Raw genomic sequence first — 21,046 nt, 5'->3', positions numbered from 1 at the left:
CAAAGCCTGAAGGGCGGGCGGCCTACCATGCCCGCGCGGCCTGCGGCGAGAAGCGGTAGAACAGGTTCGGCTCCGACACGATGTAGAGATCGCCGTCCTTGCCGACGGCGATGCCTTCGGCCTGCGGCACGCTTTTCTTCAGCCCGTGCCGGCCGGCCCATAGCAGCATGAGGCCGACCGGTTCGCCGGCCGGCGAAAATTCCGCGACTGCGCCCGTCATATGGCTGAGAAGGAGAAGATTGCCCGTCGCATCATGTGCCGAAAGGGCGGAGAAATCGGCAAAGGACGGGCCGAGCGGCAGATCGAGCGCGCATTTGCGGATGGCGAGCTGCAGTCCGTCGCCCCGCGCCGTCTCCTCCAGCCCATCGATCGCCAGCACGCGCGCCGGCAGCATTTCCTGCGACAGCAGCAGGGTGCCGGCCTTCTGGTCCCAGGAGACGCCCTCGACGCCCATATTCGCAAAGCCGCCGAGGTCGAGCGTGAAGAACGGCGCGGCGCCGAGATCGATCCGCGTGGTCCCCGGCTCTATCGTGAACCAACTGATCCGATGCGTCGCCTCGTCCACCACGACGAAGCGGCTGCCCTCGACATGGGTGATCCCCTCGATATCCCGCGCGCCCTCCAGCGCGATGCGCCGCAGAAGCCGTCCCTCGGTGGATATCTCGACGACTGCCTGCGGGCGGTTGACGACGCCGAACAGCGTGTCGCTCTGCGCATTGTAGGTGAGGCCGGAAAGATCCGCAGAAATCCCCTCGATCGGCAGCGCCTCGATCCTCACCCGGAAGGCCGGCAGCGACAGGCCGCCCTGCCGCGCTTGCGGCACCGCGCAGACGGCAAGCATATGCACGCCGAGGCTCGCCAGCCCCGATGCCCACAGGCCGGAGACCACAACAAGCGCTCCAGTTGCAAGAACAATCCGCCCTGCAATCAATCTATCCAGGATACGAAGGACAGACGTAAAAACCTTCATGGTCATTTCGCGTCGCCAATGTCGCAAATTGGTAATAAAAATTCGCTTACAGCAGTTCCGATAAAGTATCTTCTCGTAGATCGGCGCCGAAAATTGACACCGGGGACACTCCGGAAGCCCGGATGTCCCAAGATAGTCCTAACAGGAGAATTCACATCCGTATAGATCGGAGAATGATCTTCAGGATCGCAGGAAATGATCCTGGCCGCTAGCCACGCGCGCCCGCGCCGCTCACGACGCCGACCGGCCGCGTGCGACCCAGGCCGCGCCTTCCTGCTGGTGCAGGAAACCGTTCGAGAAGCGGGCGGCGGGGTAGGCGGCTGCGAGTTCCGCAATCGCTTCCTCGCCGTCGATCCTGCCGTCGAGCGCGGCGCGGTAGAGGGCGGCGACGCGCGGCATGTCGCAATCCTGCGGGGAGAGGCGGACGCGCGAGAGGCCCGCCGCAACCAGCGGCGCAAGATCGTCCGCCAGCACGAGGCAGGTGCCGGACATGGTCTGCACGCCGTTGAGGACGAGGAAGGACTGGCGGTCGAGCGTGCGCAGCGGCAGGCCGTCCGGGTCCTCGCCGCAGATGAACTGGCAATTGTCCTTGGTCAGCCCCTTCGAGCGGGCATGGGCGCAGCGCGCGGAAATGGCGAGCGGCATGCGGCCGAAGGCGAAAAGCTCGAAGGAGAAGCCGGGCATGGCCCGCAGCATTTCGAGGATCGAGGCGGCCGGCAGCTCCGGCGGCAGGCAGATATTGTCCGCCCCGCGCGCGGCGAGCGTGCGCGCCGTCGCCGCGTTGTAGACATTGACCAGCGGGCCGATCGAATGGGGCTTTCCCTTCAGGAGGCCGAGCGCCGACAGGTCGTTCGCCTCGACGGGATGGGCGCTGTCGCGCACGAGGTCGCGCACATGCCGGCTCTCGCGCTCCAGCGTCACCATGGCGAGCGTGGAGAGCGTCACCGTCTTGCCGGCGGCCTCCAGCCGCTCGATGACCTCGGCGACATGCGGCTCGCTGAAATGCTGCCGCTTGGAACAGACCGTCTCGCCGAGCGTCACATGCTCGATATCGGCCTCGTCGGCGATGCGGAAATAGAAATCCCGCCACTTCGGCCCGTCCCAGAGATAATAGACCGGCCCCAGGCTGAGGGCGGCGCGCCTTGCGTCCTGCATGTCGTCTCCTATCGCCAGCGCTTGTCATAGGCGCCGGCGGTGGTGCGCTGGCCCTCGCTCATCGCCCGCAGGCGGGAAACGAGGACGGCGCGCTCGGCGGGGGTGGCGGCAAGCGCCTTCTTGAGGGAGGAAACCACCTCGGCGACATAGGCCTTGCCGCGCTGCCGTCCCTCGATCTTCAGCGCCGAGACGCCCGCCGCCCTCAAGGCGTCGATCTCGTCGATCACGTCGAGCGAGACCGGATCCTCGAAGGCGTAGCCTTCCGCGCCGCCGACATCGAAGCGGCCCTTGCAGAGCGTCGGATAACCCGACGCCTCGCCGGGGCCGAAGCGGTTGATCGTATAGGCCCCGAGTTCGGAGACCAGCGCGCCGCCCTCCTCCCGGTAGCGCACATGGCTTGCCGGCGAGCACACGCCGTTCATGTTGGGCGACTTGCCGGTGGCGTAGGAGGAGAGCGAACAGCGCCCTTCCGCCATGACGCACAGCCCGCCGAAGGCGAAGACCTCCACCTCGCAATCCACCTGCCGCGTCAGCCGGGCGATATCCTGCACCGTCAATACGCGCGGCAGCACCACGCGCTTTGCCCCGAAGGCTTCGACGAGGAAGCGGATGGCGTCGGCATTGGCGGCCGAGGCCTGCACCGAAACATGCAGGCGCTGCTCGGGATATCTTTCCGCGACATAGGCCATCAGGCCGAAATCGGCGAGGATCAGCGCATCGGCGCCGAGCGCCACCGCGTCGTCCGCCGCGCGATACCACAGCGCCTCGTCGCCCGCCCGCATGAAGGTGTTGAGCGCGACGAAGGTGAGGACGCGCCGGGCGCGGGCGAGCGCGATGGACTGGCGCAATTCCTCGCGGCTGAAGTTCAGGCCGGGGAAATTGCGGGCATTGGTCTCGTCGCGGAAGCCGCAATAGACGGCGTCCGCGCCGGCCTCCACCGCCTCGCGAAAGGCGGCCGGCGTGCCGGCGGGGCAGATCAGTTCCATGTCGCATCCCTTCCTTCGAGCGCGCGGGCGCGGATATGGCGCGCGGCCCCCGCCACCAGCGGGGAAAGCGGGCCGGCCAGCGCGCCGATCTCGCGCGGCAGGTCGATGGCGCTGTCGTCGAGCGCGTTGCGCAGCGCCAGCATCGCCTCCATGTCGCCGGTGACGGAAAGATCGCGCGAGAAGAACAGCGCATCCCCATCGCAGCGCCCTTCGAGCAGGCCGAGCAGCAATACCAGCGGCCCCTCGATGCGCGCATCGGCAAGCGGCGGCTTGCCGCGCGCGACGGACAGCGACGCCTCGGCCGGCACGACGAGGAAATGCAGCGGCAGGTCGGCGGGCGAGAAACAGTAACGGGTCAGCCGGTAGTCGCCGAGCCGCTCGAAGAGATCGGGATGGGCCTTGAGGACCCCGGCGAAGACGGTGCGCGCCACGCGCTCGATGAGCCAGAGCGGGACGATCTCGACGGGTCGCGCAAGGAGCGGAGGAAGGGATTGCATGCAGGCGGCCCCTGGCAGGAACGGATGGCGAAACGGATGGCCGGAACCTAGGCAGCGCCGCGCCGCACGAGTTTGCGCCAGCACAAAGACCGGGACGTTTTTCCCCGGCAAGGGTTCGCCATGAAAGCCGATGCCTCCCTTCCCCGCCGTTACGACAGCCTTCAGGATTTCGTCGCCCTGCTCGAACGACGGGCGCGGCTGAAGCGCATCCGCGAGCCGGTCTCGCTGGTGCATGAGGTCACCGAAATCCACCGCCGCGTGCTGGCGCAGGAAGGGCCGGCGCTGCTCTTCGAGCGGCCGGTCGATGCCGCGGGCAATATCCAGCCGATACCGCTCCTTGCCAATCTCTTCGGCACGCGCGAGCGGATCGAATGGGGGTTCGGGCTGGAGAGCGGCGGGCTGCCGCGCCTTGCCGCCTTCCTCGCGGACCTGCGCGACCCCAAGCCGCCACGCTCGATGCGCGAGGCCTGGCAAAAGCTGCCGCATCTCAAGGCGGCGCTGGCGATGAACCCGCGCGACATCGCCCGCCCGTCCTGCCGGCAGATCGTCTGGCGCGGCGAGGCCATCGACCTGTCGCGCCTGCCGATCCAGACCTGCTGGCCGGGCGAGCCCGCCCCGCTCGTCACCTGGCCGCTGGTGATCACCGCCGCGCCGGACGATCCGTCCGATATCAATGTCGGCATCTACCGCATGCAGGTGCTCGGCCGGGACCGGCTGATCATGCGCTGGCTCGCCCATCGCGGCGGGGCGCGCCACCACCGGCTCTGGCAGGCGCGCGGGCAGGACATGCCCGTCGCCGTCGTCATCGGCGCCGATCCCGCCACGATCCTGTCCGCCGTCATGCCGCTGCCCGACGGCATGAGCGAGCTGGCTTTCGCCGGCGTTCTCGGCGGCCGGCGGCAAAGGATCGCACGGGGCCTCACCGTTCCCCTCCCCATCCCCGCCGGCGCGGAAATCGTGCTCGAGGGCAGCGTCTCGCCCACCGTGACGGCCGAGGAAGGCCCCTATGGCGACCATACGGGCTACTACAATTCCGTCGAGACCTTTCCGGTGATGACGCTTTCGGCGATCACCATGCGCCGGAACCCGCTCTACCTTTCCACCTATACCGGCCGACCGCCGGACGAGCCGTCCCGGCTGGGCGAGGCGATGAACGAACTCTTCGTGCCGCTGGTCAGGCGCCAGTTCCCGGAGATCCGCGACCTCTGGCTGCCGCCGGAGGCCTGCTCCTACCGCGCCATGGTCGTTTCCATCGACAAGCGCTATCCGGGACAGGCGCGGCGGGTGATGATGGGCCTGTGGTCCATGCTGCCGCAGTTCAGCTACACCAAGCTGATCATCGCCGTGGACGGCGATATCGATGTCAGGAGCTGGCCGGATATCGTCTGGGCGCTCTCCACCCGCTTCGATGCCGGCCGCGACCTCATGGTCGTCGACAACACGCCCATCGACTATCTCGACTTCGCCTCGCCGAAATCCGGCCTCGGCGGCAAGCTCGGCCTCGACGCCACCAACAAGATCGGCACGGAAACCGACCGCGAATGGGGCCAGCCGCTCGCCATGGCGCCCGAGGTCGCCGCGCGGGTGGATGGATTGTGGCACGCGCTCGGCCTCGGGGAGACCGCCGTATGAAGACGGCGGCGGCCTGAAACGGTTCGCCGCCCGGTGCCCGGAAAGCGCCATTTGCAGGCCGGCATGGGCTGAAGGTCGATCAGTCCTAGAGAACGATGACGCGGGCGCCGTTGCGCACGGTGCCGAAGAGTTCGAGAACGTGCTCGTTCAGCATGCGGATGCAGCCGGAAGAGGCCGCATTGCCGATGCTCCACGGCTCATTGGTGCCGTGAATGCGGAAAAGCGTATCGCGGCCGTCGCGGTAGAGGTAGATCGCCCGCGCGCCGAGCGGGTTCTGCGGGCCGCCGGCCACGCGCTGCGGCAGGTTGGGGTTGCGCCGGCGCATGTTGGCGGTCGGGGTCCAGCTCGGCCACCGCGCCATCCGCCCGACGACCGCCTCGCCGGTCCAGCGCTGCCCGTCGCGGCCGACCGCGATGCCGTACCGGACCGCCCGGCCGCCGCCCTCGATGTAATAGAGGAAGCGTTCGCGCTTGTTGATGAGGATGGTTCCCGCCGCTTCCCGGCCCGTATAGGGCACCGACTGCCGGTGGAACCGCACGGGAATGAGCGACTTGTCGACGAGAGGGATATCGAAGGGCTGGTCGGGGATGCGGCCGATATACCAGTTTCTCTGGGCGGCGTCCGCCCTGTGGGCCAGCGCCAGGAGCGATGCCGCGCCGAGGACGAAGGAGCGCCTGCTGAACAAATGTCTCATGAAATCCCTCAACCGGCCGCCGCTGGCCGCCCGTGTCAAACCCGGCGTTATGTACCCTGAGTCGCGACGTTGCCCCGATCCCCCCGGCAAAGTCAACCGGCGGCTGCGGCCGGTATCGCGCCGGGAGGGCGCGGGCCGGTTATTGCGAGGCCAGCGCTTCGGCGACCGCGATCTGCGCCATAGCAAGCGCGGCGTCCCGCGTGCCGGCCGCCGCGATGAAGCGGCCGTTATGGCAGAAGGTTGCGCCGGCAACGCCGCAGGCCGCGGCAAGGGCCTCGCCCGTCAGGCCGGCCCAGGCCGCCGGCAGGTCGGCGCGCAGCTCGAAGCCGTCGCCCGAGCGGCGGATGCCGGTCAGGCACCAGTCGGTCTCGCGCGGATGGACGACGAACAGCAGATGCTCGGCCCCCGCCTTCACGATCGCCGGGCGGAAGGGCATTCCCATCGGCAGCTCCAGCACGCGCCCCTCGCCGGCCGCCGCGATCGCCTTGAGCACGATCGATTCGGCGCGCAGCTTGGCCGCATCCTGCCGGATCGCCGCCTCGACCATGCTGCGTGCGATGGCAAGCGCATCGTGGAAGGCCCGGTCGTCGACATCCGGCCCCCGGTCGTCGAAGACGGGCTTGAGCGTTTCGAGAAGGACCGGCAGCGTCAGCTTGCCGAGGATGCCGGCGACGGACGGGCTGACCGCACCGTTGTCCATCAGGTCGACCGGCAGCACGAAATCCCTGTCGAAGCCGGCATGCAGGGCCTCGATATCCGACGCCGGAATATTGCAGGCGGCAAGGTAGTCCCGGCCGAACTGCCGCCAGACCAGCCCGAAGGAGCTGAACGGCTGGCCGTCGTCGCGCAGCGGCGCGCCGCGCTGGTGATGGTCGAAGATGCCGGCAGCCGGGTCGTAGGCCCCGCCGACATCGTAGATAATCCTGTCGCCGGCCGGCGTGATCCATTCCGGCGCGCGGCTGCGCACGATCCGGGCGGCGGGAAACAGGCGCGTGAGGATCACGCTGGACAGCAGCTCATCCGCATGGAAGCCGCCGGAATGGGTTACGAGGAAGTCCGGGGCCATGCTGCTCAACCTGTCGATGGGTCTGTGTTCGCGATCGTTCAGGTCGAATAGCGATTGGCGCGCCGGGTTTCAAGGGCGTCGAGCGGTCGTCAGAGCTTGACGACCGTCTTGCGGGCCAGAAGCCCCTGCGGCGCGAAGAGCAGCACGGCGATGACGAGGAGGATGGTGAAGGCGTCGCGGTAGCTCAGCAGGCTTTCCGGTAGATAGGCCTGCAGGAAGACCTCGATGAAGCCGAGCAGGAAGCCGCCGGCGACCGCGCCGGACAGGCTGCCGAGGCCGCCGATGATCGCCGCGATGAAGGCCTTCAGCACCGGCAGGAAGCCCATCAGCGGATCGACGCTGCCGCGCTGCGCCACCCACAGGATGCCGGCGACGCCCGCCAGGAGGCCGGAGATGGCGAAGGCCGTGGCGACGACGGCATTGGCGCGGATGCCCATCAGGCGCACGATGGCGAAGTCCTCGGAGGCTGCGCGCATGGCGCGGCCGAGCACGGTCGTGCGCAGGAAGAGGTTGAGGCCGACCAGCATGATGACGGTGACGAGGATGGAGATGGCCTGGATGACGCCGATATGCAGGCCGCCGATCTCCAGCGTGCCGGAAAGGCTCATCGGCATCGGCACCGGCTGCGGGCGGGCCGAGATGAAGTTCTGGAAGAGCACGCGCAGGATGGCGCTGACGGCGAAGCTCGTCAGCAGCAGCGTCGTGCCGCTCGCCCCGCGCACCGGACGGAAGGCGGTGCGCTCCATCAGCAATACCAGGGCGATCCCGACCGCAAGCGCCGCGACGACGGCAAGCCCGAAGGGCATGCCGAAGACGAGCGCGAAGCACAGGCCATAGCCCGTCGCCGTCATCAGCTCGCCATGGGCGAAATTGATGAGGCCCATGATCGAGAAGACCACGGCAAGGCCGAGCGCCAGCAGCGCATAGGTGCCGCCCAGACTGAGCGCGTTGACGAGCTGTTGCAGGAACATGTCCATGGATCGTTTTCCTTTTCGCCGGTCACGCGCCCAGATAGGCGCCCTGGATTTCAGTGGAATTGCGCAGGTCCGCCGCCGGGCCGGACAGCACGATGCGGCCGTTCGCCATGACATAGCCGGCATCGGCGATCTCCAGCGACAGCGAGACGTTCTGCTCGACGAGCAGGATCGTCAGCCCCCGCTGGCGCAGGCCCGCGATCAGCTCGAAAATCTGGTCGACGATCTGCGGCGCAAGGCCGAGCGACGGCTCGTCGAGCAGCAGGAGGTCGGGCGAGGACATCATGGAGCGGGCGATCGCCAGCATCTGCTGCTCGCCGCCGGAGAGCGAGCCGGCCTTCTGGTGCAGCCGCTCCTTCAGGATCGGGAAGCGCGACAGCATGTCCTCGCGCACCGCGTCGATCTGGCCGCGCCCCTTGTGCATGGCCCCGCCGAGCAGCAGGTGCTCGTCCACCGTCAGCGTCGGGAAGATGCGTCGGCCTTCCGGCGTCAGCGTCATGCCCATGCGCACGATCATTTCCGGCGGCAGCGCCGATATGTCCCGGCCGGCGAAGGTGACCCGTCCCGCCCGCTTGGCCGCAAGGCCGACGAGCGAATTGAGCGTGGAACTCTTGCCCGCGCCGTTCGCGCCGAGCAGGGTGACGATCTGGCCGCGGCGAACCTTGAGGTCGACGCCCTTCAGCGCCTCGACGGGTCCGTAGGCGACCTTGAGGCCGCTGACCTCCAGCAGGGGGGTCTCATCGTGCTTGTCATGCGTCATCGGAAAATCCTCGCCGCGGCGCACCGCCCCGGCCACACAGCAGGAAGGAACGCCCTCCGGCCCGCGCCGGAGGGCGTCGCTTGCAGATTACGGCGCGGGAACATCCGCGGCGGCCGGAACGCCCTGGCTGACCAGCGAGCGGTTGCCGCCCTCGATGCGCACCAGCGAGACGGAGCGCAGCGGCATGCCCTGCGTGCCGGCATAGCTGATCTTGCCGGTCACGCCCTCGACATTTTCCAGCCCGGCAATGGCCTCGCGGATCGCCGTCGGCTCGACGCTGTCGGCCTTGGCGACGGCCGCCTCGATGACCTTGCCGAGATCGTAGCCGTTGGCGATGTAGACGGTGTCCGGGTCCTGGCCGAACTTGGCCTTGTACTTCGCGTTGAAGGCGGCCAGCGGGCTGCCCTCGGTGGCGAAGCCCGCCGTGGTGAAGACGACGCCGTCGACCAGCGGGCCGAGGCCGAAGGTGGTCGGCGAATCGATGCCGTCGCTGCCGAGGATCGGCACCGTGACGCCCGCGCCGCGAAGCTGGCGGATGAAGGCCGGGAAGTCAGGCTCGTAGGCGGCGGTCATGATGACGTCGGGCGCCGGGTTCAGCGCCTTGATCTTGGTGACCTCGGCGGAGAAGTCCTGCTGGCCCATGCTGTAGGTGCCCTCGCCGATCACCTCGCCGCCCTTGCCCTTGAAGCTGGTGGCGAAATATTCCGGCAGCTTCAGCGTATAGGCGGTGTCCGGCGACTTCAGCACATAGGCGGTCTTGAAGCCCTTGTCCTTGGCGTAGTTCGCCAGAACCGCGGCCTGCACGTTGTCGGCCGGGTAGTTGCCGAACATGTAGTCGCCGACGGCGAGCGGCATGGTCGGCGTGGTGGCGCAGAAGGAGAAGGCCGGAATCTGGGCGGCCTGCGTGATCTGGCCGGCGGCGATCGACGGGTCGGCGTCGCAGGGCGTGATCAGGATCTTGATGCCCTCGTCGACCAGTTCCTGCGCGACGAGCGCGGTCTGGGCGGCATCCGAGCGGGTATCCTTGGCGACGAGCTTGATGGGGAACTTGCCGGCGATGCCGCCGGCCGCGTTGATCTCGTCCACCGCCATCTGCAGGCCCTTCAGCGAGGGCTGGTCGTAGGGGGCAAGGCCGCCGGTCTGCGCGGTGGCGAGCCCGACCACGAGGTCCTCGGCAAGCGCCGGAAACGCGAGCGCGCCGAGCGCGGTGGACAGGAAAAGAACCTTCAGTGTCGTTTTCATTCTTCTGCTCCTCTGGTGATTATGCGGGCTTGCCGGCGGCGTGCGGATCGAAATCCGGCGTCCCGGCCTCGATGACGGGCGGCGTGTGCGGCGCGGCCGCGCGGCGGCGGCCGATATAGGCTTCGATGACGGCCGGGTTCGCCTGGATTTCGGCCGGCGTGCCGATGGCGATCTGCTGGCCCTTGTTGAGCACCACGACGACGTCGCAGAGCCGCATGATGAGCTTCAGGTCGTGCTCCACGACGAGAAGGCCGAGGCGGTGCCTGGTGCGGATGCGGTCGAGCACGGTCATCAGTTCCTGCGTCTCGGCCGGGTTCATGCCGGCGGCCGGCTCGTCGAGCAGCAGGTAGCGCGGCTTCAGGGCCAGCGCGCGGGCGATCTCCAGCCGCCGCTGCGCGCCGTAGGAAAGCGTGCCGGCAAGCTGGCCGGCGACGTCGCCAAGGCCGACCTCGGCCAGCGCCGCGCGGGCAAGGTCCACCGGATCGCGATCCCTGGCGACCGCGCTCGCGGCGACCGTGACATTCTCCAGCACCGTGAGGTTCTTGAAGAGGCGGATGTTCTGGAAGGTGCGGGCAAGGCCGGCGACCGGCACCTTGTAGACGGGCAGCGCCGCGACATCCGCGCCGTCGATTGTCACCCGCCCCGCCGAGGGCGGCACGACGCCCGAGACGCTGTTGATGAGGGTCGACTTGCCCGCGCCGTTCGGGCCGATCAGGCCGGTGACGAGGCCGGGGCGGATGTCGAAATTCGCATTTTCCAGCGCGACGAGGCCGGCGAAGCGCTTGCCGACATTCTCCACGCGCAGCGTGCCGCCTTCGGAGGCCGGCGCCGGCTCCGGCGCGGCCGGCGCGGGCCTGGCGCCGCCCGCCGCGAGGCGCTTGAGGAACGGCACCTGCTCGTCGATCTCGCGCACGCCGAGCAGCCCGTCCTGCAGACGGTACATGACGAGGAGGATGGCAAGGCCGATGCCGATATCGGTGAGGCCGAAGACCGTGGGCAGAGACAGGAAGCCGAGATCGACGCCGCCTTCCAGTTTGCGCAGGAACTCCACGATGACCATGATCACCGCCGCGCCGACGACCGCGCCGGAGACCGTGGTGATGCCGCCGAGGATCAGCATGGCGAGCAGCATGAAGGTGAAGTTGAAATAGAAGTCCTTCGGCGAGAAGGCGCCGATGAAATGGGCGAAGAGCACGCCGGCCGCGCCGGAGACGATCGCCCCCAGCACCCAGGCCAGGAAGCGGTGCAGGCGCACATTGACGCCGACGGCGGCCGAGGCGATCTCGTCCTCCCGCGAGGCGCGCAGCTTCATGCCCGCCGCGCTGTCGCGATAGATGCGGGCGACGGCGACGGCAAGGATGGCGAAGGGCAGCGCGACCCACAGGTTCACCGCGCGCGGAATGCCGAAGAAGGTCTGGCTGCCGCGGGTGAAATCGCTGGAGGCGACCAGCACGACATGCACGATGACGAGGAAGCCGAGCGTGCAGATCGAGGCAGAGGAACCGCCGAGCCTTGCCACCGGAATGCCGATGGCCACCGCCACCAGAGCGACGACGACGAGTGCGACCACGAGCGCCGGCAAGAAGGGCATGCCCCAGCCCATCAGCCATTCCGGCAGGTGCGGCAGCGCCGTCTTCTGCACGATGGGATTGATGGTCAGGAGACCCGAGGCATAGGCGCCGATGGCCATGAAGCCGACATTGCCGAAGGAGATGATGCCGGAATTGCCGCTGTACACGCCGATGCCGATGACGGCGACGACATTGATCAGGAACAGCGTCACCAGCCGCTCCCCCGCCCCCGGAAAGAGACCGGCCGCCACAGCGGCGATCGCTACCAGGGGAAGCGCCGTCGCAACGATACCGACGACGGTTCCGCGCCTTATGCGCCCCATCAGCATTCTCCCGATTTATCGGCCCGTTTGCCGGACCTGTTCCCGCAACAAACGTTAATCGAGAAAACGCATATGTCAATCTTGTTTCATTTTTTATTGTCTGCTAGCAAGAATGTAACAAAATTAAAATCGAGCCGCGACGCCGATCACGAGGGGAGGCAGGACAATGGCCATACGAGACCGCCTGACCGACGGGCAGATCGCCTTCACCCGCGCCGAGCTGAAGATCGTGCGCCAGCTCCTGTCGAACTATCCGGCCGCCGGCCTCGCCACGGTCGCGCATCTGGCCGCCGCCGCCGGCGTCAGCAACCCGACGGTCGTGCGCTTCGCCAGCAAGCTCGGCTACGAGGGCTATCCGGAATTCCAGGCCGCGCTGCTCGGCGAGGTGCAGGAGCGCATGAGTTCGCCCCTGTCCATGCTCGACACGCGCAAGCCCTCGCTGGAGCAGGAGAATTTCTACCAGTACTTCCTGCGCGCCAGCATCCATGCGCTGGAATCCTCCATGCAGATGCTGCCGCCCGGCGATTTCGAGGCCGCCATCGACGCGGCCGCCGATCTCAGCCTGCGCGTCCATTGTCTCGGCGGCCGCTTCAGCGGCTTCCTTGCCGGCCTCCTGTGGTCGCACATGAAGCAGCTTCGCGCCGAGACGCGCTGGATCAACGGCGCGCAGGCCGATCAGGTCGACCAGCTCGTCGATCTCGGCAAGCGCGACGTGCTCTTCGTCTACGACTACCGCCGCTACCAGATCGACACGATCCGCTTCGCCCGGCAGGCGGCCCGGCAGGGCGCGAAGATCGTGCTCTTCACCGACCGCTGGGTTTCGCCCATCGCCGAATTCGCCGCCGTCACGCTGATGGCCCCGGTCGACACCGTTTCGCCCTATGACACGATGGTGCCCGCCATCGCGCAGACAGAAGCGCTGATCGCCGGCCTCACCGCGCGGCTCGCCAGCCAGTCGCGCGGCCGCATCGAGCGCATGGAGGAACTGCGCCGCAGCTACGGCATCACCGAGGACGCCTATGGCACGCCCGCCGAGGGCGGCGCCTGACCGATTACGAACCGGAGGACAGACATGACCGCGATTGAAGTGCAACACGGCAAGGACCTGCTGCGGCGCGACAGCGCCTACGAACCGGGCATGACGGCCCTGCTCTATGTCGACATGCAGCGCATCTGGTGCGAGCCGAACCTCGACCCGACCCATCCGCAGGACGCCGACAGCTACTACCACCGCCGCCTGCGCGAAACGGTGATCCCGAACCAGGTGCGCATTCTCGAAGCCGGTCGCAAGGCGGGCTGCAACGTGCTGCACACCATCATCGAGAGCCTGACGCTGGACGGCCGCGACCGCTCGCTCGACCACAAGCTTTCCGACATGCATGTGCCGAAGGGTTCGCCCGAGGGGCAGGTCATCCCGGCGCTCGCGCCCGTCGACAACGAGATCGTGCTGCCGAAGACCTCCTCCGGCGTCTTCAACTCGACCAATATCGACTATGTGCTGCGCAACCTCAACACGCGCTACCTGATCATCGCCGGCGTCATCACCGACCAGTGCGTCGACATGGCCGTGCGCGACGCCGCCGACCGCGGCTATCTGGTGACCGTGGTGGACGACGCCTGCGCCACCTACAGCCCCGAGCGCCACACGGCGGCGCTGCGCGCCTATTCCGGCTACTGCTGGACCACCGACACCGATACCGTCGTCCGCCGCCTCGAAGGCCTCGGCCGGGCCTGACCGCTTCGCAATAAAGGGGAACAGCATGAACGACAGCAGCAACGGCAAGGCGCTCTCCGGCCTCACGGAACTGGCGACCTTCGTCACCACCGACATTGCCGGCATCACGCGCGGGCGCAGCTTCGCCGCCTCCGAGATCGAGGATTATCTGCGCAAGGGCGTCGGCTGGGTTCCGGCGAACCTGGCGCTGACGCCCTTCGACATCATCGCCGATCCCAACCCGTGGGGCTCGGCCGGGGACCTGCGCCTGATGGCGGACCCCGCCAGCAAGGCGCGCGTCACCTGCCTGCCCGACGAAACGCCGCTGCACTTCTACCATGCCGACATCACCGATCTGACGGGCGAGCCGTGGGAGTGCTGCGTGCGCGGCTTCCTGAAGCGGACGATCGCCGATTTCGAGAAGGAGGCCGGCCTCAGGGTCATCAGCGCCGTCGAGCAGGAATTCCAGGTCATCGGCGCCGACTGGCCCGCCGCCCCCTCCTTCGGCCTTCGCGCCCAGCGCCGCGCCGAACCCTTCGGCTCGCTGCTGATGACCGCGCTCCGAGAGGCCGGCGCGGAGCCGGAAATGTTCCTGCCGGAATATGGCAAGGACCAGTTCGAGGTCACCTGCCGCCCGGCCCCGGCGCTCGTCGCCGCCGACCGGGGCGCGACCATCCGCGCCGTCACGCGGGAGGTCGCCGCCCTCTTCGGCTGGCACGCCAGCTTCGCGCCGAAGACCGACCCGAACGGCGTCGGCAACGGCGTCCACCTGCATGTCAGCTTCACCGACCTCGACGGCAACCCCGTGACCTTCGACGCCGCGCGCCCCGGCCGCCTTTCGAAGGTCGCCGGCTCCTTCGCGGCCGGCGTCATCCGCCATCTGCCGGCGCTCGTCGCCTTCACGGCGCCCTCGGTGCTCTCCTACATGCGCCTCGTGCCGCATCACTGGAGCGCGGCCTATACCTGCCTTGGCGAGAAGAACCGCGAGGCGACGCTGCGCATCTGCCCGACGCTGGACCTGCCCGGCAGCAACCCGGCCAGGCAGTTCAACATGGAGTACCGCGCCGCCGACGCCTGCGCCTCCCCGCACCTGTCGCTCGCCGTCATGCTGCGCGCCGGCCTCGAAGGCATCCGGCAGGGACTGGAGCAGCCGCCGCTGATCAATTCCGACCCGTCGGAATTCTCGGCCGAGGAACAGGCGAGGCTCGGCATCCGCCGCCTGCCGTCGAGCCTTGGCGAAGCGCTCGACACGCTCGCCGCCGACAAGGTGGTGACGGGCTGGTTCCCCAAGGACTTCCTCGACTGCTACTTCGCCATGAAGCGCAAGGAGATCGAGATCGTCGAGGGGCTTTCGCCCGAAGATCTTTGCGCGCGCTACGCGGCCGTCTACTGAGCGATGGACAGATCATGACGTCGACCAAGGTCATTGCCCGGCCTGAGAACCGCCTTCGGCACGATCCCGCCGAGCCGCTGCTCGCCATCGACGAGCCGCCGCCCTATGCCGTGATCAACCCGGACGGGGCCTCGCCCTATCTCCTGCTGTGCGAGCACGCCTCCAACCGCATTCCGCGCGCGCTCGGCGATCTCGGCCTGCCCGAGGCCGAGCGCCGCCGGCATATCGCCTGGGATATCGGCGTCAACGCGCTCTCCCAGCATCTCAGCCGCGCGCTCGACGCGCCGCTGTTCATGACCGGCTATTCCCGCCTCGTCATCGACTGCAACCGCCCGCTCGGCGTGCCCTCGGCAATCCCCGAAGTGAGCGAGACGACGGAAATCCCCGGCAACCGCGACCTGACGGACGCCGAGCGGCAGCAGCGCATCGACACGCTGTTCACCCCCTTCGCCGAGGCCGTCGCCCACCGCCTCGACCTTCTGCAGGCGCAGGGCAGGCGTCCGGTCGTCGTCGGCGTCCACTCCTTCACGCCGGTCTATTTCGGCCGGCAGCGGCCGTGGCATGCCGGCATCCTCTACGGCAAGGCGACGGATTTCGGCCGGGCGCTGATCCGCGGCCTTCAGGCCGACGCCGCCCTCACCATCGGCGACAACGAGCCCTACAACATTCATCCCGACGAGGACTATACCGTGCCCGTCCACGCGGACGCCCGCGGCCTGCCGGGCGCGCTCATCGAGGTGCGCCACGACCTTGTCGACACGCTCGCCGGCGTTCACGAATGGGGCGAGCGCCTCACCCGCTGCCTGCAAGACGCCCTGAAGGAAGACGCCGGATGACACTCTACGACCGCGACCGCGCCGCCATCGGCGACCTGCAGAAGCTGCGCTTCTTCCCGCTCGCGGTCACGGGCGGCAAGGGCGCGCGCCTGACCGAGGAAGGCGGGCGCGAGCTTATCGACCTTTCCGGCGCCTGGGGCGCGGCGAGCCTCGGCTACGGCCATCCGGCCATCGTCGCGGCCGTTTCCGCCGCCGCCGCCAATCCGGCCGGCGCCAGCATCCTCTCTGCCTCCAATGCCCCGGCCGTGGCGCTGGCCGAAAGACTGCTGGCCGGCTTTCCCGGCAAGGGCACGCACAAGGTCTGGTTCGGCCATTCCGGCTCGGACGCCAACGAGGCCGCCTATCGCGCCGTAACGAAAGCGACCGGCCGCACGGGCGTCATCGCCTTTGCCGGCGCCTATCACGGCTGCACCGTCGGCTCGATGGCCTTTTCCGGCCATAGCGTGCAGGCGGGCGCGGCCAAGGCGGACGGCCTGATCCTGCTGCCCTATCCCGATCCCTACCGGCCCTACCGCGACGATCCGACGGGCGATGCCGTCCTTGCGCTTCTCGAGGAACGCCTCGCCGCCGTTCCGGCAGGCTCGATCGCGGCAGCCTTCATCGAGCCGATCCAGTCGGACGGCGGGCTGATCGTGCCGCCGGACGGTTTCCTGAAAAAATTCGCCGCCCTCTGCCGCGCGCACGATATCCTCGTCGTCTGCGACGAAGTGAAGGTGGGCCTTGCCCGCAGCGGCCGCCTGCACTGTTTCGAGCATGAGGCCTTCGTCCCCGACATTCTCGTGCTCGGCAAGGGCCTCGGCGGCGGCCTGCCGCTCTCGGCCGTCATCGCCCCGGCCGAAATCCTCGACTGCGCCGCAAGCTTCGCCATGCAGACCCTGCACGGCAACCCGATCTGCGCCGCCGCCGGCCTTACCGTGCTCGACACCATCGAGACGGAAAACCTTGCCGCCGCCGCCGAACACAAGGGCAGGCTGCTGCGCGCGGGCCTCGCAGACCTTGCCGGACGCCACCCGCTCATCGGCGACATCCGCGGCCGCGGCCTTGCCTGTGGCGTGGAACTCGTGCACGACCGGCAGGACCGCACGCCGGCCCGATCCGAAACGGCAAAACTCATCTACCGCGCCTACGAACTCGGCCTCGTGCTCTACTATGTGGGCATGAACGGCAACGTGCTGGAATTCACCCCGCCCCTGACCACGACGCAAGCCGACATCCACGAGGCCCTGCAAAAACTGGATCAGGCCCTCTCCGACGTCCACACCGTCCCCGACACGGTTCTCGAACGGTTCGCCGGCTGGTGAGGCAGGGGCGATGAGAGACTTATCGGCATCGCAAGCGGTGCCGACGCGCGCCGCCAAGAGAGCTGGCTCGGGAAATCTGCACAGCGGGGATAAGTGGAGTTTCTGCCTGACTTCGGCTTAGATGCCGGGAACAGGAGAGACCATGACGAGACGACCGCGCCGGAACCATAGCCCGGCTTTCAAGGCGAAGGTGGCACTTGCCGCCATCCGAGGTGAGCAGACGCTGGTGGAGTTGTCCCAGCAGTTCGATGTGCACGCCAACCAGATCAAGCAATGGAAAGACCAGCTCCTTGAGGGGGCGACAGGTGTGTTCGGCGATGAAACGAAAGCGGAGCCGTCGGGTCCGACCATCGATGTCAAAACGCTGCACGCGAAAATCGGCGAACTGACACTGGAGAACGATTTTTTATCCGGTGCGCTCGGCAAGGCGGGATTGCTGGGCGGAAAGAAATGATCGACCGCGAGCACAAGCTATCCGTCGTGCGCCAGGCGAAGCTTCTCGGCTTCAGCCGTGGCAGCGTCTACTATCTGCCTCGTCCGGTGTCTGACGGCGATCTGGCCCTTATGCGCCGGATTGACGAATTGCATCTCGACTACCCCTTTGCCGGAAGTCGGATGTTGCAAGGGCTCTTGAGAGGAGAAGGTCTGGAGACCGGGCGGCGACACGTCGCCACGCTGATGAAGAAGATGGGCATCGAGGCGATCTACCGCCGCCCGAACACCTCGAAACCAGCGCCAGGGCACAAAATTTATCCCTACCTCCTACGAAAGCTGGCAGTCACCCGGCCCAATCAGGTCTGGGCAATGGACCTGACCTACATCCCCATGGCGCGGGGATTTGTCTATCTGTGCGCCGTCGTGGACTGGTTCAGCCGGAAGGTCTTGTCATGGCGGTTGTCGATCACGATGGAAGCAGCCTTCTGCATCGAGGCGGTGGAGGAGGCACTTGCCCGTCATGGCAGGCCGGAAATCTTCAATACCGACCAGGGATCGCAGTTCACCTCCATCGACTTCACCGCCGTGCTGAAGAGGTCACAGATCGCCATCTCGATGGATGGCAAGGGTGCGTGGCGAGACAATGTCTTCGTCGAGCGGCTCTGGCGTTCGATCAAATACGAGGAAGTCTACCTCCATGCCTACAAGACTGTGTCCGAGGCACGCGCTGGCATCGGCCGATATCTGAACTTCTACAACGCCAGACGCCCACATTCATCCCTTGACCGGCGGACGCCGGATCAGGCCTACTTCAACGCGCTGACACCAATGATGGTGGCGGCATAATCGAGGCGGAAATCCACTTAGCGAAACGCCCGAAGCTGTTCAGACAAACCGAGCCACCTCTGTCCGACGGACATCGTTACCGAGCACCTTGTACAAGCCGTCTTTGGACTGGGTTGCATCGTCATCGACGATCCCGTTTCCGGCACACCGATGATCGTCCCAAGAAAACGGCAGCGACACGAGCCGTGTTCTGCGACCGGTAGCGCTTATTTTGCGGGCTAGCCGTCGTCGCGATCAAACTTGTCGTCGTCCGTCTTGCCCCTGCGCCAATAGGACACGACGAGGTGCCGGCTCTTCTTCAGCCCTCGCTCCTTGCGCAGATGGGACCGGATCGCCTTGAAGCCATCGAGCTCGCAGGCAACCCAAGCGAAGATCGGCGTGTCATCCTCGGGAAACGCCGCTTCGCGAACCGCGTTGGCGAGGAGCGTGGTCGTGCCTGCCGCAGCGCCGTTACGATGCAGCCAGCGGATCGCGATGTCGGCCTGAATGGCGATCGGCTGTTCCTCGGCGGCATCGGCGACCTCGATGAAAGCGACGCCGCGCGCGCCGGGCGGAAGCGCCTCCAGGATGCGGGCGATTGCCGGCAGGGCCGTCTCGTCGCCCGCAAGCAGATACCAGTCGGCCTCGAACCTTATGCCGCCGCCGCCCGGTCCGAGAAGACCGACAATGTCGCCGGTTTTCGCGCGCAGGGCGAAGGCCGAACCCGGCCCGGCATCGTCATGAACGACGAAATCGATATCGAGCGATCCGGCCGCCGCATCGTATCGCCGGATCGTATAGCGGCGCATCGTGGGGCGGCCTGCCCCGTCATGCCATTGGATGAGTCCATCCTTGCCCACGGTCGGCCAGACGGGATCCTGCCCTTCGGGAGGAATGACGAGACCGACGTGAATATTGTCATCGGCTGCATAGCGCGCCAGATCGCCACCGGAAAACGTCACGCGGCGCATATGCGGCGTCACATCCTGAACGGCGATCACGCGGGCAAGACTGAAGTTCGGCGGCGTCACCAGATCGCTGCCCGCCCCGCTCCAGACGATCTCCGGCTCCGGGCCGGCGGCGAACTCCTTCACATGCCCTGCAAGGACCATGCGCAGGAAATAAAGCTCGTTGATATCCTTCGCCTGCGCCCGCAGGGTCAGCGCATCCGACTGCACCTGCAGGGTGCCGACGCCGAAATCGAAGGTCACCGTATGCGTGTCGCCGTCCACGGCGATGTGGGCATCGTGTTCCAGGAAGTGCTCGCACACATCCTTGATGACCGAGAGGGCATCGGGAAGACGGGTGTGGGCCTCGGCGAAGAGAAGCGTCATGATATTGTTCCAGTATGTTGCTCCAGCGGTTGCCCTCGTCGACGCAATGCGTGCGAACCGGGGGCGGGCCGCAGGGATAGATCAGGTTCTTTCCGATACCGGGCCGTGTACCAGCCCGAAGACGACGATCAGCCCGATCGCGCCCAGCCCGTAGAACAGGAGCCAGCCGAGATGCGCGATGAACTGTGCTGCGGCGATGATGACGATCGTGCTGGCGAGCCGGCCGACGCCGTAGAAAACGGCATAGTCGGTTGCAGGCTGCCGGCCTGACGCCCATCCGAGTATCCTTGCCGTCAGCGCGACATAGATGCCGCTGACGGCGGCCCCTGCCAGGATCGCCCCTGTGATGGCCGCCACCGGAACCCTAAACTGGAAACCCGCCGCCATGGCCGCAACGGCCGCCAGGCCGAGCGCAGTAAAGGCGATGAGCGAGCCGGCCAGTCCCGTCCGTTGCATCAGCGGCATCGATATCAAGGCGGTCGCGAACATGGCGACCGGCCCCAGGGTGCCGACGACCCAGCCGATCGTCTCGACCGACAGGCCGAGATCGACGAGCATCAGGCGGTTGAGGCCGGAAAGCGGAAAGATCACACAGCACGCAAAGGTCAGCAATATCAGGCGTTTTCGCTGGAGCGGCTCAGCCAGGACCCTGGTCAGGCTGGCCTTGCCCGAACGGGCATCGCCGCCTTCACGCCTTGGCAGAGCTCTTTCGGAGGGGATCAATGCCAGGACCGGCAAGGTCAGCAGCAGGAGAACCGCACCGAAGCCAAGGAAAATCGGCAGCCAGCCCAGGCTTTGGAACAGGGCCACGAAGGCGCCCGTCCCGATCATCGCCCCCACGGAAAGCGCGGCGAGCTTCGCCGCCGCCGCATTCGGACGCCAGACTGGCTTGACCAGATCGACCGCCAGCCCATCGAGCGCGATGTCCATGGTGGCCATGGCGCAAGCCATGAGGAAACCCAGGGCAAAGAGCAGGATGACCGGCGCACCCTCCATGAAGGCGACGCTACACACGATCAGCGCGGCGAGGATTTGCAGCGGCACGATCCAGCCGATGCGGGGCGTCAATACCGGCGGCCGCCATCGATCGACGAGCGGCGACCAGAGAAAGGCGACGCCGAACGGCAGATAGAGCGCATAGAGCCAGCCCGCGGACCCTATGCTCATGCCGGCGGCCCGCATGACGGTGGGAAACCCGCCCTGGATGACCCCCATCGTCATGCCGAAGCCGACATAGAGGGCGCTGAGCCCGGCAAGGGTGGCAAACTGCCCTTTGTCTGCCGCACCGGGCTGCATGCTGACGGCGGTGTCGCTGGATGTCGGGAGCGTGGCCATGGT

At 67.2% G+C, this 21,046-nt stretch carries 19 protein-coding genes; 7 read left to right on the top strand and 12 right to left on the bottom strand.

The features are described from left to right. Window positions 1-22: 22 nt before the first annotated feature. The 4 genes from K8M09_RS21590 to ubiT all read right to left on the bottom strand — a co-directional run bounded on the left by K8M09_RS21590 (window position 23) and on the right by ubiT (window position 3,608). Window positions 23-889, bottom strand: coding sequence for an SdiA-regulated domain-containing protein (locus K8M09_RS21590; RefSeq protein ID WP_160786553.1), 867 nt, complete (start codon window positions 887-889; stop codon window positions 23-25). Between the two features lie 312 nt (window positions 890-1,201). After that, entirely contained in the window at window positions 1,202-2,125 is a 924-nt protein-coding gene (ubiV, locus tag K8M09_RS21585) for a ubiquinone anaerobic biosynthesis protein UbiV (protein ID WP_160786554.1), read from the bottom strand. 8 nt (window positions 2,126-2,133) lie between these two features. Beyond that, window positions 2,134-3,111 carry a ubiquinone anaerobic biosynthesis protein UbiU gene (ubiU, locus tag K8M09_RS21580; protein ID WP_160786555.1) on the bottom strand — a complete coding sequence of 326 codons (978 nt, stop codon included), beginning with the start codon at window positions 3,109-3,111 and terminating at the stop codon, window positions 2,134-2,136. After that, window positions 3,102-3,608, bottom strand: coding sequence for a ubiquinone anaerobic biosynthesis accessory factor UbiT (gene ubiT / locus K8M09_RS21575; RefSeq protein WP_160786556.1), 507 nt, complete (start codon window positions 3,606-3,608; stop codon window positions 3,102-3,104). Before ubiT ends, ubiU begins: the two co-directional genes overlap by 10 nt. Before the next feature lie 120 nt (window positions 3,609-3,728). Here ubiT and K8M09_RS21570 point away from each other — a divergent pair, with 120 nt between their 5' ends. Next, complete coding sequence (locus tag K8M09_RS21570) at window positions 3,729-5,240, top strand: UbiD family decarboxylase (RefSeq protein ID WP_160786557.1); 1,512 nt, start codon at window positions 3,729-3,731, stop codon at window positions 5,238-5,240. An 85-nt stretch (window positions 5,241-5,325) separates the two neighbouring features. Here K8M09_RS21570 and K8M09_RS21565 read toward each other — a convergent pair whose 3' ends face one another. From K8M09_RS21565 to K8M09_RS21540, 6 genes are all read right to left on the bottom strand, one after another. After that, window positions 5,326-5,934 carry a L,D-transpeptidase gene (locus K8M09_RS21565; protein ID WP_160786558.1) on the bottom strand — a complete coding sequence of 203 codons (609 nt, stop codon included), beginning with the start codon at window positions 5,932-5,934 and terminating at the stop codon, window positions 5,326-5,328. A 139-nt stretch (window positions 5,935-6,073) separates the two neighbouring features. Then, entirely contained in the window at window positions 6,074-7,000 is a 927-nt protein-coding gene (locus tag K8M09_RS21560) for an MYG1 family protein (protein WP_160786559.1), read from the bottom strand. A gap of 89 nt (window positions 7,001-7,089) precedes the next feature. After that, entirely contained in the window at window positions 7,090-7,977 is an 888-nt protein-coding gene (locus tag K8M09_RS21555; RefSeq protein WP_229342539.1) for a branched-chain amino acid ABC transporter permease, read from the bottom strand. 22 nt (window positions 7,978-7,999) lie between these two features. Next, complete coding sequence (locus K8M09_RS21550; protein WP_229342538.1) at window positions 8,000-8,734, bottom strand: ABC transporter ATP-binding protein; 735 nt, start codon at window positions 8,732-8,734, stop codon at window positions 8,000-8,002. A gap of 87 nt (window positions 8,735-8,821) precedes the next feature. Beyond that, window positions 8,822-9,976, bottom strand: coding sequence for an ABC transporter substrate-binding protein (locus tag K8M09_RS21545; protein ID WP_160786560.1), 1,155 nt, complete (start codon window positions 9,974-9,976; stop codon window positions 8,822-8,824). A 19-nt stretch (window positions 9,977-9,995) separates the two neighbouring features. Continuing rightward, window positions 9,996-11,870 (bottom strand): branched-chain amino acid ABC transporter ATP-binding protein/permease, encoded by a 1,875-nt coding sequence (locus tag K8M09_RS21540; RefSeq protein ID WP_160786561.1) that lies wholly within the window; start codon window positions 11,868-11,870, stop codon window positions 9,996-9,998. A gap of 166 nt (window positions 11,871-12,036) precedes the next feature. Here K8M09_RS21540 and K8M09_RS21535 point away from each other — a divergent pair, with 166 nt between their 5' ends. The 6 genes from K8M09_RS21535 to K8M09_RS21510 all read left to right on the top strand — a co-directional run bounded on the left by K8M09_RS21535 (window position 12,037) and on the right by K8M09_RS21510 (window position 18,395). Beyond that, window positions 12,037-12,918, top strand: coding sequence for a MurR/RpiR family transcriptional regulator (locus K8M09_RS21535; protein WP_160786562.1), 882 nt, complete (start codon window positions 12,037-12,039; stop codon window positions 12,916-12,918). Window positions 12,919-12,942: 24 nt separating this feature from the next. Continuing rightward, on the top strand, window positions 12,943-13,605 hold the full coding sequence (locus tag K8M09_RS21530; RefSeq protein ID WP_160786563.1) for an isochorismatase family cysteine hydrolase: 663 nt from the start codon (window positions 12,943-12,945) through the stop codon (window positions 13,603-13,605). 25 nt (window positions 13,606-13,630) lie between these two features. Then, a complete protein-coding gene (locus tag K8M09_RS21525) occupies window positions 13,631-14,977 on the top strand; it encodes a glutamine synthetase family protein (RefSeq protein ID WP_160786564.1) in 1,347 nt (448 codons plus the stop codon). Between the two features lie 14 nt (window positions 14,978-14,991). Continuing rightward, complete coding sequence (locus tag K8M09_RS21520) at window positions 14,992-15,813, top strand: N-formylglutamate amidohydrolase (RefSeq protein WP_160786565.1); 822 nt, start codon at window positions 14,992-14,994, stop codon at window positions 15,811-15,813. Continuing rightward, entirely contained in the window at window positions 15,810-17,114 is a 1,305-nt protein-coding gene (locus K8M09_RS21515) for an aspartate aminotransferase family protein (protein ID WP_160786566.1), read from the top strand. The genes K8M09_RS21520 and K8M09_RS21515 overlap by 4 nt, the downstream gene beginning before the upstream one ends. A 142-nt stretch (window positions 17,115-17,256) precedes the next feature. Continuing rightward, window positions 17,257-18,395 (top strand): IS3 family transposase gene (locus K8M09_RS21510; RefSeq protein WP_229342537.1). Its coding sequence is split into 2 segments (ribosomal slippage): window positions 17,257-17,515 and window positions 17,515-18,395, totalling 1,140 coding nucleotides; the frame shifts between segments, so codons are not numbered across the junction. A 218-nt stretch (window positions 18,396-18,613) separates the two neighbouring features. Here the strand turns inward: K8M09_RS21510 and K8M09_RS21505 are convergent. Then, entirely contained in the window at window positions 18,614-19,708 is a 1,095-nt protein-coding gene (locus K8M09_RS21505; protein ID WP_160788047.1) for a siderophore-interacting protein, read from the bottom strand. Window positions 19,709-19,789: 81 nt separating this feature from the next. After that, on the bottom strand, window positions 19,790-21,043 hold the full coding sequence (locus K8M09_RS21500; RefSeq protein ID WP_160788048.1) for an MFS transporter: 1,254 nt from the start codon (window positions 21,041-21,043) through the stop codon (window positions 19,790-19,792). Window positions 21,044-21,046: the final 3 nt, after the last annotated feature.

Origin of the sequence: Shinella zoogloeoides (genome assembly GCF_020883495.1) — a bacterium.
Classification (GTDB): Bacteria; Pseudomonadota; Alphaproteobacteria; order Rhizobiales; family Rhizobiaceae; genus Shinella; species Shinella zoogloeoides.
Note: the sequence above shows the minus strand (reverse complement) of the source record. Positions and strands in the feature narration are given on the sequence as shown.

Bases quoted from the DNA above. Each gene is read 5' to 3' on its own strand.
- ubiV (WP_160786554.1), bottom strand. From the start codon at position 2,125: ATGCAGGACGCAAGGCGCGCCGCCCTCAGCCTGGGGCCGGTCTATTAT.
- ubiU (WP_160786555.1), bottom strand. From the start codon at position 3,111: ATGGAACTGATCTGCCCCGCCGGCACGCCGGCCGCCTTTCGCGAGGCG.
- ubiT (WP_160786556.1), bottom strand. From the start codon at position 3,608: ATGCAATCCCTTCCTCCGCTCCTTGCGCGACCCGTCGAGATCGTCCCG.
- K8M09_RS21570 (WP_160786557.1), top strand. From the start codon at position 3,729: ATGAAAGCCGATGCCTCCCTTCCCCGCCGTTACGACAGCCTTCAGGAT.
- K8M09_RS21565 (WP_160786558.1), bottom strand. From the start codon at position 5,934: ATGAGACATTTGTTCAGCAGGCGCTCCTTCGTCCTCGGCGCGGCATCG.
- K8M09_RS21560 (WP_160786559.1), bottom strand. From the start codon at position 7,000: ATGGCCCCGGACTTCCTCGTAACCCATTCCGGCGGCTTCCATGCGGAT.
- K8M09_RS21555 (WP_229342539.1), bottom strand. From the start codon at position 7,977: ATGGACATGTTCCTGCAACAGCTCGTCAACGCGCTCAGTCTGGGCGGC.
- K8M09_RS21550 (WP_229342538.1), bottom strand. From the start codon at position 8,734: ATGACGCATGACAAGCACGATGAGACCCCCCTGCTGGAGGTCAGCGGC.
- K8M09_RS21545 (WP_160786560.1), bottom strand. From the start codon at position 9,976: ATGAAAACGACACTGAAGGTTCTTTTCCTGTCCACCGCGCTCGGCGCG.
- K8M09_RS21540 (WP_160786561.1), bottom strand. From the start codon at position 11,870: ATGGGGCGCATAAGGCGCGGAACCGTCGTCGGTATCGTTGCGACGGCG.
- K8M09_RS21535 (WP_160786562.1), top strand. From the start codon at position 12,037: ATGGCCATACGAGACCGCCTGACCGACGGGCAGATCGCCTTCACCCGC.
- K8M09_RS21530 (WP_160786563.1), top strand. From the start codon at position 12,943: ATGACCGCGATTGAAGTGCAACACGGCAAGGACCTGCTGCGGCGCGAC.
- K8M09_RS21525 (WP_160786564.1), top strand. From the start codon at position 13,631: ATGAACGACAGCAGCAACGGCAAGGCGCTCTCCGGCCTCACGGAACTG.
- K8M09_RS21520 (WP_160786565.1), top strand. From the start codon at position 14,992: ATGACGTCGACCAAGGTCATTGCCCGGCCTGAGAACCGCCTTCGGCAC.
- K8M09_RS21515 (WP_160786566.1), top strand. From the start codon at position 15,810: ATGACACTCTACGACCGCGACCGCGCCGCCATCGGCGACCTGCAGAAG.
- K8M09_RS21505 (WP_160788047.1), bottom strand. From the start codon at position 19,708: ATGACGCTTCTCTTCGCCGAGGCCCACACCCGTCTTCCCGATGCCCTC.
- K8M09_RS21500 (WP_160788048.1), bottom strand. From the start codon at position 21,043: ATGGCCACGCTCCCGACATCCAGCGACACCGCCGTCAGCATGCAGCCC.